The sequence below is a fragment of the Candidatus Tisiphia endosymbiont of Ceraclea dissimilis genome, assembly GCF_964030735.1.
In the GTDB taxonomy this organism is placed as follows: Bacteria; Pseudomonadota; Alphaproteobacteria; order Rickettsiales; family Rickettsiaceae; genus Tisiphia.
Window position 1 is genome coordinate 1,038,898 of record NZ_OZ034917.1, and the last position, 13,310, is coordinate 1,052,207.

The 13,310-nt window shown below is 33.1% G+C and carries 15 protein-coding genes and 1 pseudogene; 1 reads left to right on the top strand and 15 read right to left on the bottom strand.

Annotation, left to right across the window (positions count from 1 at the left end; genetic code table 11):
• Positions 1-57: 57 nt before the first annotated feature.
• The 15 genes from ACQH1V_RS05020 to rnhA all read right to left on the bottom strand — a co-directional run bounded on the left by ACQH1V_RS05020 (position 58) and on the right by rnhA (position 12,593).
• Positions 58-1,263 carry a dicarboxylate/amino acid:cation symporter gene (locus tag ACQH1V_RS05020; RefSeq protein ID WP_341748633.1) on the bottom strand — a complete coding sequence of 402 codons (1,206 nt, stop codon included), beginning with the start codon at positions 1,261-1,263 and terminating at the stop codon, positions 58-60.
• Positions 1,264-1,412: 149 nt separating this feature from the next.
• A complete protein-coding gene (gene cutA / locus ACQH1V_RS05025) occupies positions 1,413-1,727 on the bottom strand; it encodes a divalent-cation tolerance protein CutA (RefSeq protein ID WP_425360063.1) in 315 nt (104 codons plus the stop codon).
• Positions 1,728-2,144, bottom strand: a complete 417-nt coding sequence (locus tag ACQH1V_RS05030; RefSeq protein WP_341748635.1) for a 6-pyruvoyl trahydropterin synthase family protein — start codon at positions 2,142-2,144, stop codon at positions 1,728-1,730. It lies immediately after the preceding gene.
• Positions 2,145-2,264: 120 nt separating this feature from the next.
• Positions 2,265-2,417 carry a hypothetical protein gene (locus ACQH1V_RS05035; RefSeq protein ID WP_425360884.1) on the bottom strand — a complete coding sequence of 51 codons (153 nt, stop codon included), beginning with the start codon at positions 2,415-2,417 and terminating at the stop codon, positions 2,265-2,267.
• A gap of 2 nt (positions 2,418-2,419) precedes the next feature.
• The gene (locus ACQH1V_RS05040) at positions 2,420-2,644 is read right to left on the bottom strand and encodes a hypothetical protein (protein ID WP_425360064.1); all 225 of its coding nucleotides are present in this window, start codon (positions 2,642-2,644) and stop codon (positions 2,420-2,422) included.
• A 1-nt stretch (position 2,645) separates the two neighbouring features.
• Complete coding sequence (locus ACQH1V_RS05045) at positions 2,646-3,587, bottom strand: DNA-methyltransferase (protein ID WP_425360065.1); 942 nt, start codon at positions 3,585-3,587, stop codon at positions 2,646-2,648.
• Positions 3,588-3,647: 60 nt separating this feature from the next.
• Positions 3,648-5,066, bottom strand: coding sequence for a Ppx/GppA family phosphatase (locus ACQH1V_RS05050; protein ID WP_425360066.1), 1,419 nt, complete (start codon positions 5,064-5,066; stop codon positions 3,648-3,650).
• A gap of 30 nt (positions 5,067-5,096) precedes the next feature.
• The gene (locus ACQH1V_RS05055; RefSeq protein ID WP_425360067.1) at positions 5,097-6,881 is read right to left on the bottom strand and encodes a type IV secretory system conjugative DNA transfer family protein; all 1,785 of its coding nucleotides are present in this window, start codon (positions 6,879-6,881) and stop codon (positions 5,097-5,099) included.
• A 2-nt stretch (positions 6,882-6,883) separates the two neighbouring features.
• Positions 6,884-7,876, bottom strand: a complete 993-nt coding sequence (gene virB11, locus ACQH1V_RS05060) for a P-type DNA transfer ATPase VirB11 (RefSeq protein ID WP_425360068.1) — start codon at positions 7,874-7,876, stop codon at positions 6,884-6,886.
• Positions 7,873-9,327 carry a TrbI/VirB10 family protein gene (locus ACQH1V_RS05065; protein ID WP_425360069.1) on the bottom strand — a complete coding sequence of 485 codons (1,455 nt, stop codon included), beginning with the start codon at positions 9,325-9,327 and terminating at the stop codon, positions 7,873-7,875. The genes virB11 and ACQH1V_RS05065 overlap by 4 nt, the downstream gene beginning before the upstream one ends.
• A 533-nt stretch (positions 9,328-9,860) precedes the next feature.
• On the bottom strand, positions 9,861-10,313 hold the full coding sequence (locus ACQH1V_RS05070) for a TrbG/VirB9 family P-type conjugative transfer protein (protein WP_192866910.1): 453 nt from the start codon (positions 10,311-10,313) through the stop codon (positions 9,861-9,863).
• Positions 10,300-11,040 carry a virB8 family protein gene (locus ACQH1V_RS05075; RefSeq protein ID WP_425360070.1) on the bottom strand — a complete coding sequence of 247 codons (741 nt, stop codon included), beginning with the start codon at positions 11,038-11,040 and terminating at the stop codon, positions 10,300-10,302. Before ACQH1V_RS05075 ends, ACQH1V_RS05070 begins: the two co-directional genes overlap by 14 nt.
• Before the next feature lie 238 nt (positions 11,041-11,278).
• Positions 11,279-11,734, bottom strand: coding sequence for an outer membrane lipid asymmetry maintenance protein MlaD (mlaD, locus tag ACQH1V_RS05080; RefSeq protein ID WP_341748640.1), 456 nt, complete (start codon positions 11,732-11,734; stop codon positions 11,279-11,281).
• Positions 11,734-12,090, bottom strand: a complete 357-nt coding sequence (locus ACQH1V_RS05085) for an NADH-ubiquinone oxidoreductase subunit NDUFA12 family protein (RefSeq protein WP_425360071.1) — start codon at positions 12,088-12,090, stop codon at positions 11,734-11,736. Before ACQH1V_RS05085 ends, mlaD begins: the two co-directional genes overlap by 1 nt.
• Entirely contained in the window at positions 12,078-12,593 is a 516-nt protein-coding gene (rnhA, locus tag ACQH1V_RS05090; RefSeq protein WP_094648721.1) for a ribonuclease HI, read from the bottom strand. Before rnhA ends, ACQH1V_RS05085 begins: the two co-directional genes overlap by 13 nt.
• Positions 12,594-13,077: 484 nt before the next feature.
• Between rnhA and ACQH1V_RS05095 the strand changes: the two are divergent.
• Positions 13,078-13,266, top strand: a pseudogene (locus ACQH1V_RS05095) (IS110 family transposase); the annotation flags it as partial.
• Positions 13,267-13,310 lie beyond the last annotated feature (44 nt).

Sequence of the window (13,310 nt, forward strand, 5' to 3'; positions counted from 1 at the left end):
GTTAACCATCATGTTACTATATCATATTTTTATTGTCCACTAATACCAAAATTCTAATTATATTGAGTTATATGTATCTTTATCCAGAGTACCTTCACTATTATCGATAATCAAGGTAATTGTTGCATCCCCTGTAATATTAATGGTCGTACGTAACATATCTAATATCCTATCAATTCCAGCGATTATAGCAACCCCTTCAATCGGTAAATTGATCGAAGACAGTACCATAGGTAGCATTATTAAAGAAGCTCCAGGAATGCCAGCTCCACCTATAGACCCGAGAGTTGAGGTAATAATGATTACTAAATAATCATGCAATGCTAAATCTACACCCATCATTTGGGCAAAGAATATAGTGGTAAGAGCTAAATTTATTGCAAACCCATCCATGTTTATCGATGCACCAAGTGGTAATACAAAAGAAGTGCTAGATTCAGATATACCTAGTCGTTCACGACAAACTTGCATAGTAGTAGCAAGCGTTGCTTTACTACTAGAAGTAGAAAAGGCAAGCACTTGATATTCTAGACTTTTTCTATAAAAAGGTAATGGTGATATTCGACAGAATAGATAAATTAACATGCCAAAAATACCATATTGACATATCATAGCAATAACTACCGCAACAACTAATTTGGACAAACTAATCATTACATCAAAGCCCTGAGTACCAACTATCCAAGCCGTTAAAGCAAATGCACCATATGGAGAAAGCTGAATGATCATTGAGATCATTTTTAACACCACTTTTGATAATATATGAAATAAATTCTTAATTGGTTCAGCACTAATACCCATTTTATTTATCACAAGTCCAAAAAATATTGCAAAGAATACAATTTGTAAAACATTAGAATTGGCAAATGAACCTACTACATTCTCAGGCACAATACTTACAAAAAAGTTAAGTATGTTAAAGGATTTTTCTTGCGGTATAGTTTGTGCAACATCAAAGTTAATATGTACACCATGCCCTGGCTTTAATATAAGAGCAACTGTAATACCAAAAACTACGGCAAAGAAGGTCGTGCCTAAGAAAGCTGCAACCGCCTTTAACCCTACTCTACCAAGAGAAGCAGGGTCATTCATACTAGTTATACCCGCTACTAAACTAAAAAATATTAAAGGAGCAATAATCATTTTTATCAAACGCAGGAAAATATCTCCTAGCGGTTTTATGTAAGATACATATTCAGGAAAATATATACCAAACACTATACCTAAGATTAACCCCAATGTAACTTTTTTCCATAATTTCATTATTATACTTAATTAAATTAAAGAGTGTTTTAAACTTATTTTGCTGATTTCAGGTGAATATCTATAATAAAAACTAGCTGTACTAACTAATTACAACTCTTTTTACCATAATTGAGTAAATCTTAATTCTAATAAACACTCTCTTAAAATTAGATACTTTGAGTTACCAAGTTTAAGTACGCCGGTAGCCCATCTTGAATGTCGAGCTTTATTATTTGAGGAAGATCATAATTGTGTATATCAATAATCATCTTTTCTATTGCATTGTAGTTATCAGACTTGGCTTTTACTACAATACGAAATTCTGGTACAGAAGATATCTTACCTTCCCATTTAAAATAGCTGACTATATTGTCTACTTGTATGCAAGCAGCTAGATTTGCTTCCAACAAACTAATGGTTAGTTTGTCTACTACTTGCTGGTCATCGGTCGTAGTTAAAATTACACAACATCTTTGTACCACTTATACCTCAACAAAGCAATTAGGTGTTTCAAATAATTTGACTTTTGTAATAAAAAAGGAACTATTAGTAAATAATTTTGGCAATATATCCAACTTTAAGTGTAATGCTATATTTTCTGCCGTTGGATTTTGTTGCATATAATATATTTTCTGACCAGTCCAATCACATATTTTATCTCCTATCTCTTTATCATTTTGATGTAATATAATATTATGATCAAAATTATCATCTATCCAGTTTTTTATTACTGATTTTAGGTAACTAAAATCTACAACCATACCAAGATTATTGGTAACATCAGATCCAGCGGTAACTTCAAGGACATAACGATGACCGTGTAAAAATTGACATTTATTCTTATGCCCGATCACCCTATGACCTGCATCAAATTCAATTTTGCGAGTACATTTTATCATAATTTCTTCTTCAGTATCTTATATTACCCAAAAATATTTTGTCAGCAAGGGTGTAAACGTCATTGTGAGAAACCACTTTAGTGGCGACAAAGCAATCCAAATTTATAGTAATTTTGGTGATTATATATTTTCCCCTATATCAACCAGGATTACACAAACAGGAACAGCAGGGAAATGCCTTTTTAATCTTTCAATATCGTAAACAAGCTGTTCTCCATAAGAAACACCTGTTGACATTTGTTGTTGTAAACTATGACATGGTACTATTTCTATTCCTACATCAGCCTTATCTTCATTAAAAAAATATGAGCAAAAGCATTATTTAATTCTTTTGGCGAATAAAGCATTTTTCCTTTATTTGCTTTCTCTTTGCTGATTTTGTTTTTCTTTATATCATTTATCGCTTTTATTGATTCATGAACTTCTTGAAAAATTTTAGGATAATCAACTTGTAAAATTTGCTTTCCTCCAAGATGAGAATATTCATAAACTATTTTCATATCATACTGTTTCAGGTTCATAGACGGGTTTATTCATTTCTCTAACCCTACTAGTTCCGCTTAATGTTTCTTTAATTCTTTTTTTTGAAATATTTATATATTTCTCATCTATTTCTGCCCCTATACATTTTCTAGAATTTTTTAGACTTGCAACAAAAGAACTACCAGAACCAACAAAAGGATCTAAAACAATATCATCTTTTTTTGTCATTGATAAAACCAACCTTTCAACTAAACCGACGGGAAATTGACATGGGTGTTCCGTTTTTTCTATATGATTACTTTTTACATTTGGAATATCCCAAACATCTGATGAGTTCTTACCTTTTGGATTGCAAGACAATTCCCCTTTTTTGTTACCTTTAAAATATTTTTTATTAGGATATTTTTGAGGTATCCTAACAGCATCTAAGTCAAAGTAATAATTGTCGGTTTTACTAAACCACATAATAGTTTCATGTCTTCCAGAGAATCTTTTTGAAGCATGTAATCCATGTCCAAAATGCCAAATAACCCTATTTCTCATTTTCATTTTTAATTCTGAAAATATAGGATATAATAAAATATCTAAAGGTATTACCTCTCCATTTTCTACATAATTACCGACCTGCCAACAAATATGTCCATCATCTTTTAGCACTCTATAACACTCATTGATGACTTCTTTTTGCCAATTATAATATTTATTAATATCTAATTTTTTTTCGTATTCCTTACCTATGTTATATGGCGGTGATGTTATTATTAAATTTATACTGTTATCTGAAATCTGTTTTAATAATTTCATACAATCACCTTCAAATAGAATTGCTTGATTATTTAAATCAAAACTATTTTTTAAGATATTATGTTCTTGTTTTTGACAAGGCAATTTATTCACAAATTCACTAAAACTATAATTCTTTTCCTGTATTTCAGGTACTCTAATTGCTTTTTGTGCCATATTCTAGAAAGTTAAAGTTTTTTATAAGTTAATTTAGTATTAGATAAGTTACTTAGAAATTCAACAAATATTCTTTCGAGCAAAACCTATAGCTTTTAGATATTCGCATAGTTTGGTAAAAACTGGTTTTGGTAAAATATTTAGTGTAGAAATTTCAATATATTTATCATTTTTTAATTCAAAAGAAAAAGATGGTGATTGAAATCTTGGTCCATCAATTTCCCTAGCAATTTTTATAAAATTACCTATTACATGACTGTTACAATAATCATACTGATCAATCATTCTTTTTGCCAGCCTATTAATATATGTATCACTTTTGGATGTATAGCTAAGTGCAAGAGCGTTACTCATCATCAATCGTTGACGATGAGTAAAAGGAATATCTGAAGATAGAATAAATTCAACAATAAAATTAGAACGCAGTGTTCTATCAATATTCTTATTATATTGTGCAAGCATTACGACCAAAGCAATTATACTAATTGTTGTGGTATCTGGTTGAATTAAGATAGGTCTAATAACTTCTGTATAATTTTTGATATTGCAACTAGCCTCGTCAAAATTTACTAATGTCTTGATTCGTTCATAAATAATATCTTTTTGCTGTTCTTCTTCAGGAAGGCAATCAAATCTAACACCTTCTTTTAAACCATAATTTGAAATTATTACCTTTTCTGGTGAAAAGACATTTAACATAGATTGTGCCACTAAAATTGCATTACCATGAATTTTTGACTTGTATTGTGTTTTCAACATATTAACATGAGCCAATCTTTCAAGATATAGCTCAAATTCCTTACGGTTTATTTCAAGGTTATGTAAGTTTTTAAGAGGGTAATGAATAAATTCCATATAAGAACGCCCCATTAATCTTAAAGCCCCTCCTATTAAATATAAATTTGGGCAATGTAATCCTTCAAACTCTTTCTTAATCATTTGACTAATTATATCAATATTGTCAAAGTGAGTATTAGTGACTAAATTAGTGGTTATGCTAGTAGTGATTAGGCTAGTGCCTAAAGGTAGAGACTTTAAAATACCCACCTTTTTATCTTTGATTTGGACAAGCTCAAGACTGCCACCCCCTAAGTCTGCTGCGATACCACAAGCATCATTAATACCAGAAATTAACCCAGCAGCTGTAAGATAAGCTTCACGTTCACCAGAAATAATTTCAATATCAATATTAAACTCTCTCTTAACTATCTCCCTAAATTCTTCAGCTCTTGGATGTCCTCTAAGTACAGCAGTAGCAACGCATTTAACATCTGTGACTGATAACCTATCAAAAATATGTACTAAATATTGTAGTGACAAATATGCTTGATGCTTTACTTCCAAATTATCTAGATTAAGTAAATTAATAATATCACTTTTAAATTTATCATTAAAAATTTCTGGAGCTCCAAGTCTATCACATTCATAAACTACAGCTCTTACGGCATTATACCCAATATCAATAATAGCTGAACGCATAGATATTTATCTTATTTCTTACTTAAAAAATTAATCTTCTATAGTAGTAGCATCTGTATTGCTAGAATCTACATTCTCTTGTTCCTCATTTACATTATTTTTATTTGGATCATAAGGTTTTTGAGTTGGAATAAATGTAGGGGGTAATAGCCTATTTGTAAAGAACTTATCTTCATAATACTTAATTTTTAAAGATTTTATAGGCGGGAAAGATTCAATTAACACGATTTGCTCATCTTTTGGCAGCTGAATTACTTCTTGAGGTAAAAGCAGAGCTCTTGAAACTTGTGATACATTCTGCGTTCTTGTTGAAATATTAAGATCAAAAAATATTGGTTTACTATATGATCGTTGTTCAACTGTTTTATTACCAACTAGCTGAGATATTAAGTTAGCTGTTTCATAGTTATTAGCTGCAAAAGTAATACGATATGTAGAATTTGACAGAAACGAATTCATACCAGCATCCTCATAAGTTCCTTTGAGCTGTTGAGTATCTTGGATAATCAAGAATAGGCGAACTCTATATCCCCTGAAGAACGCGATACCAGCCTTAAATGTTTCCATTTTTCCTAAAGTAGGAAATTCATCAAGTAAGAACATCACACCATAAGGCTCTTCTTTTAGATCAGGCATTTTACGACTTAAAAATTCTGTAGCTTGCTGGTAAAAAACCTGCATCAGTTTTTGCAAACGTTGTATGTTATCAGGAGTTAGACCAACATACACTGTTGTTTTAATCTTTTTAAACTCAAGTATATTAAAGTCAGATGAGGCAGTAGCAGCATCAATAAGGGGATTTGCCCATAATTCTAAGGAGGAGTTCATTGTTGAGATAACACCTGAACGTTCTTTATCTGCTTTTTGTAAAAATGCTGCTATATTCATATAGGCAACAGGATGTATTACTTTGCCTAAAGTATCTAGAACTACTGCTAAATTATACACTACGTCATCACTACGCATTGTTCTTACCACTTCGCCAAAAGATTTAGTTTTTGTCGGATCAGCAATTAAGTATAGTACCACACCGAGAAATAAACTGCGTGCCTCATTATTCCAAAAATCTTTTTCAGGCATAATCAGATTTGAGATTTTTTGTACGTCATCCACCATTTGACCTGGTTTGGTACTTACCCAATCTATCGGATTGTAACAATGAGTTATCCCATCAGGATTTGATGGCTCCCAAACAAAAACACGTTGCCCTTGTTTTTGCCGCCACCCACTTGTAAGACCATGATTCTCTAGCTTAATATCATGCACTATTATAGAATGTTCCCAAAATAATAAATTGGGAATAACAAATCCTACACCTTTACCTGAACCGGTTGGAGCAAAAAGTAAAGCATGTTGAAACCCATCAGCAACAAAATATCCACCACTATTAGTACCAAGTAACATACCATGTTTTGCACGTAAATTAGCTCTACTTACATCATCTTCAGTAGCCCAACTAGCATCACCATAAACTTTTTCTGCCTGAGTAAAAAATTGTAAACTTTTTATTCTTTTGAAATTCTTCCAGTAGAATATGATCACTATAATTGTTGGCATAGTCAGGGCTAGTATTAACTTAATTTTCAAGTAATTATATGCTTGAAGATCTAATTGTGACCATACACTAACTAACCAATAAAACCACTTATAAGCTATGTCTATGGCTACTAAGTCAATATTTAGGACTCTAGTTTCGTTAGTAATAAATGCAACTATCGCTCCACTTACCCATATCGTACAAAATATTACCAATGGGTGTATTATAGCATGCCCTAAAATGTTACGAGTAAGTTTTTGTATTTTATGCCATTCCATCGTTAGCCTTGCCTATTCTTACTATAGTATATTTCTGAGACATATCTTTTACCGCCACTACCTCGCTTTAATTGTACCACAATATCGACGACCGCTAATATATATTTTTTTACCTCATCCGGTGGCATACCTAAACTAGCTTGCATAACCATTAACTTAAATTGTTCTATAGCCATGGCTGGTGTATCAGCATGTAAAGTAGATATAGAACCAGGATGCCCTGTATTAATGGCTCGTAAAAAACTAAATGCCTCAGCTCCCCTAAGTTCACCAACAATAATTCTATCAGGTCTTAGACGTAAACACGCCTCAATCAAATCCTGAGTAGTAACTTTTGCACGACCTTGCCCCCCTTTTGAAGCTAGGAGATGTAATTTATTAGGATGGCTTGTTAGAATTACCTCTCGTGCATCTTCCACAGTAATTAATCGCTCACTACTTGGAATTTCTGCTAAGGCAGCGTTAGTAAAGGTTGTTTTACCAGTTGATGTTCCACCACTAATAATAATATTTTTCTTAGAAATTACCGCATGCCGAATAAATTCTTTAATTTTATTTTCTTTCAGATAGTTGTTTAATACTTCTTCATTCTCGTCAATCAATTCCCCTGTAGATGTTGAATCAAAAGCTCCCATCTTGTCATATTGATCTAGCGTAAGACTCATTGCACTACCTTTCCTGATAGCATAGCCAACATAACCCGGTTCACAAGCAGGAGGAAATACTACTTGAATACGGTAACCATTGGGTAATGAGGCGGAAAGTAAAGGTCTTTCTTCGGAAATTATCTGATCAGTTGACTGAGCTACTAACCTACCAAGTGATATAAGATGTTCGAAATCAAGCTCAGGTACCAATTTACAAAATTGATCTCCTTTCTTTTCAACCCATACTTCTCCTGGTTTGTTTACCATGATCTCATTAATACCATCTTCTGCAAATAATTCTTTAAATGGTAATAAAAAAGTCTCTAATGCCGCAAAATTATCACTCATTTTATTAATCTTGATTTTCTTAGTACAGCTTGAGGAAATTTATAATCTTTATTAACATAAATTTTTATTAACGTACCTTGATCTATGGTAATAGTTGGTTTAAATGCCTGTTGCTTCATCATATCTTTCACAGTATTGCTAACATCCGTAAATGCTTGTTTTGAAGCTGCTTGTGCCTGAGTTGGAGTGCTAGCATTTGCCGTACTAGATAACAAACTAGCTGCTGCACTAGTTACTGCACTCATTAATGCTATAAGTCTTTGACCAGGTTGCGAGCCAGTTGGATTACGAGCAATATTGCAAGCCTGCATCATTGAAATATATGCCGTTGAGCTTTTATCAGTAATGGCATTCATCACATTAGTACATATCTGTGCAATTTTAACATCCTCAGTACCGGAACTATTATTAATACTTTGTGCCAAATTCTGTATATTAACAGCGATAGCAGTATTAGCAGCAGTAGCTTGTGCATTAACTGGCGGAGCTACCACTTTGTCAAGAGCATTGGCAAGTACAATATTAAATGCTGATGATAATACAGCATTGGTTAACCGCTCTTTAAATTTATTATCTACTCTTCCTTGTTCGCCTGGTCTTCCAAGATTATCAACAGCCAAAGCATCTAAATTAATGGTATAACCGCTTGATAGATCAATACGATTCCATATTATGGAAATTCGACCATACGCTCCATCAGTACCAGTTGCATAAACACCAAAAATCTTTGACCCTTTAGGAATTAAAATAATTTTCTCCTTTTCAGAGAATACATCTCTGCTAATTATTGCTCTTATTTCTCCACCTAAATCACTATTAATAGCGGTCTCTAATACTGCTTCCATTATCTTGCCACGAGCAAGAACAAATGCCATATTTCCCCGATCTTGGAAATTTGCTTCTTCGGCAATTTGATCCGGTGTTTTTTTCTCTGGGACTCCTGCAATTAATACTATAGCAGATTTTCTCTTTGCTTCACGACGGTTCTTTTCCTCCTCACTTTCAGTTAATTTCCCAGGAAGAGCTGTTGGCGTAACGGAAGGAAGAGTAACTTTGTCAGCACTATTATTCTCTCCAGTAGGTAAAGCAACTTGAGGGAGAATAGGTTGTGGAGGAGGAGGAGGTGGTGGTGGTGGACGCTCCGCAGGGGCTTCAAGCTTAGGGGCTTCTGGTAATTTTGGAATTTCTGGTATATTTTTAGAGTTATCTTGTGTCGGTTTAGTAATATCGGTAGGTGCTGACGGAGCTACTACTACCTCCTCTGGTTTATTATCACTAATAAAAAGTTTAAAAAAAATAAATATAAAAACCGCAGAAATGACAAGCAAAATCGCAATACTTTGCTTAGGATTAGTGGCAACTTTTGATAGCTCATTTTGAACTTCTGGTATATCTTGTTCCTCTGCACCAGTTGCATTGACTTGAGAAGTAGTATTATCTTGTTCTGACATGTTAAATTAATATCAATTTATAAAAAAAATCATCTATAACTAACCCAAGAAGGTTTTAGCTGGATAATGTTTGTCATCCCCGCTTCGGTGCGGAATCTAGCCCACAACTGTTGAAAGTTAGAAGAGGAAGCGGTTTTAGACCGGATAGTTTAAAAGTCGTATGTGGTCAACGTCATTGCGAGAAAGACCGTAGGTCGACGAAGCAATCCATAAAAATAACCAAAGATGGATTGCCACGACCACTACGTGGTCTCGCAATGACAGAAAACCTATCTAAAACCCGCTTTACCTTCTAACTTTCAACAGTTGTGGAATCTAGCCCCCGCACCGAAGCAGGGGTGACACCTACTTACTATTGTCATTCCCGCGTAGGCGGGAATCTAAAAATAGAGCCAAAAAAGCTCTGAGATATTATAGATTTCCGCTTACGCGGGAATGACAACTTACAATTGCTTCGTCGTGCTTTAGCACTCCTCACAATGATGCAAGGTTTACTATAACTAAATGCCAATCGATTAGAACTAACAATAAATTTATTGTAAAGTACTAAAGGTTTTCTTAGGATAATAAAACCTAACTACATACACTAAATCCTTTTCGCGTCCTTCTTCCAATTCTTTGGATACCACATCGAATTGGTAAGTTCTTTTATTAGTTATTATAGTCATATTTGTTCTAATGTTTTTTTCCAACGGCTTAATGAACAATCTGTTTGCCAACGGAGTCATTTTCCAAGCATATGACTCTCCAAGAACAATATTTTGTATTTCCTCATTTTTGGCAAATTCTATACTTGACTGAAACCCAAAATGCAGAACTAATAAATAAACCTCATTAGGATTATGTATATAAGTTTTAATTCTGTTATCAGTAGTTATTGCCAGGTCATCTAAATCATTACCTACATGCATATTACTTGTATCAGCATTGGCAATAACCGAATGCAATAATATTATTGCTGTAAAAAGAAGTCTAGCTATTATCATCATCTACCCTGTAATCATTAATTTGAAAGCCTACTGGATTAATATCTCGGTCTATATCTGTTAATTCCATTGGAATATATGCAAAACTTACCACTGCTATTTTATTAAAAACCTTTCTATCACCTGCTGTTTCATTAATAGAAAACCTAATCATATATTTATTTTTATTTTCTTGTAAATTTTCTTGTAATTTTGACCAAGATTTAATTAGTAAGAAAGTTGTGTTATTTTGACCATACATTAAAACTGGATCTATATCTTTATTTTTTATGTAGCCAAGATAGTTATAATATACTGAATTTGAAGATAATAACCTAACCCTTCTACGTGCTTCAGTATCAAAATCAACAGGATTATATGTTTCCCTAGCTATTAAATATTTTTTAATAAAATATCTTGAAAGAGCATCATTGCCACTTAATATCTCCGAAGATATTGGATTAACAATCGTTGCCATACCTGTACTATTATCAATTTGGATAACAAAAGGGCTAAATTCTCTTGAATTTATTACTATAGTTACCGCTGCTATAGATGCCATTACTAAAAGTATCAGTAATATAGATATTACCAACAAGATATTACGCTGTACAATGATTTTATCAGATCTTTCTTCGTACCAATTCCTAGTAATTTTAACAGAGTTACCAGACTGAACATTTTTAGGTTCTATCGTAGAATCGGTAGGTGATTTCAGTGTATTTAATATATTAGCTAATTTAAACATTGTGATTATAACTTATTTCATTTTGTAATATAACCTGAATTCGATATAACAAGTTATGGCAAAATCTGTTATATCTATAAATATAGCAGATTTTTCTGCTCCACTAATAGCTGTTTTCATTATTCTTACGATATTGCTTATTTTTTATTCCATAACTAGTTAATATAATAATCCTTGTCACTACAATTATACACTAATTTGCAATGTACACTAATAGGATTTTGAATAAAATTTAATATTACTTCTTACCACTACCAAAGGAATAAATTAATTTACCTATCAAGGATTCAATATTAACCGCCGACTGAGTGTATTTTATCTGCTCACCTATCGCCAAATTTTCTTCAGACGAACCTGGAGTTACGGATATATATCTACTACCAAGTATTCCACCTGTAACTATTGCTATACTAGTGTCTTTAGGTAACTTTATATCGTTATTGATGCAAATCGTTAATAAGGCAAAAAAACTAGTCTTATCTAAAGTTATATCAATTACTGATCCGATTTTTACACCAGCTAACATCACGTCACTTCCCCTGACTATCCCTTCAGCGTTTTGAAAATTTGCTTTAAGCATATACCCAGATTCGACTCTTGATGAGTTGCCAATTTTATAAGCAAAAATAAAAAAACCTATAGCAACTAATATTACTATAAAGCCAACTAAAGTTTCTATAACATTCTGTTTCATTATTTTGATTCACCTAAATTTGATTCGTCTAAAGGTTGCCACCTACTATATTCGGCTTTGGTTGTCTTATTTTTTACTATCTTATGCGACAAGCTAGTACCAGTGATATTAGGGAGATAATCTTGTTGCCAGTCAAATTTATCATTATTGATTGGCACTTCATTGATCATGTAGTGCAGCCAAGCATGCCACATAGGCGGAACTTTTGATGCTTCTACTTTACCTTTATAAACCACCTGTCTTCTAGTTTGACCTAAATAATCAAGCTTTTTACTTTCGTAATATTTGTTACCAAATTGATCTTTCCCAATTTCCTTAGAGAAAATAGATATAAAAAAATTATCTATGAATGACATTTGAGCATTTTTATAGCAGTTTCTTTTCCTTTGACAGCCAGACTATCGGCTATCTGATTTCCCTTATTATTACCATGACCTTTAACCCAATTCCAGATAATAGAGTGTTTACCTAGTTCGTCGTACAATTTTTTCCATAAATCAACATTCTTGATAGGATCATTGTTGTTTTTATGCCAGTTATTTTTTACCCAGGTGTTAATCCACTGAGTTATTCCAAGCTGTAAATACTTACTATCTGTATAAAGTTCTACACAGCATGATTTTTTAAGAACTTTTAACGCTTCAATTGCTGCTGTCATTTCCATGCGATTATTAGTGGTGTGTAGCTCATGACCAAATATCTCCTTACAAACTCCATTAAATTGTAACAATGCCCCCCAACCGCCTGGTCCAGGATTACCTGAGCAAGCTCCATCAGTATATATAACAACTTTAGGAATACTCAAACTATTTTGTAGAATAGTTTGCAAATTGGTTTTACAAAAAGGTATGGTACTCATATTCTTACCTCTTATTTTATATATAGTCAATTGATGAGAAGTAGGGGACGTCGTCCCACAACTGTTGAAAGTTAGAAGGTAAAGCGGGTTTTAGGTAGGTTTTCTGTCATTGCGAGACCACGCAAGTAGGTCGTGGCAATCCATCTTTGGTTACTTTTATGGATTGCTTCGTCGACCTAAGGTCTTTCTCGCTAATAGACGTTGACCACATACGATTTTTAAACTATTCGGTCTAAAACCGCTTCCTCTTCTAACTTTCAACAGTTGTGGACGTAGTCACTCGTCGCTCACCTATTACTTATAGGCGAGTCCCATCATTCCTGCTACCCAATTCTCCTGAAATAATGGTATGGACCTACCCTATATACAGAATGAGAAGCATATGCTAATCTTCTAGGATAGGAAATGAATCCTAAACAACAATAAGGAGGTTCATATGGAAGTTACCACAATTGGTATAGATATTGCAAAAAGAATTTTTTAAATTCACGGTGTAGATAAAAATGGTAAGACAATATTAAAGAAAAAATTAATAAGAGAGCAGGTTCTAACTTTTATGGCTAACTTACCAAAATGTCTAGTAGGCATGGAAGCTTGCGGTGGAGCTAGCTATTGGGCAAGAGAATTAACAAAATTAGGTCATACTGTAAAACTAATAGCTCCACAATTAATTTATCTGAACGAAATGGGCATAATAAAACAACTGTTGCAGTAACT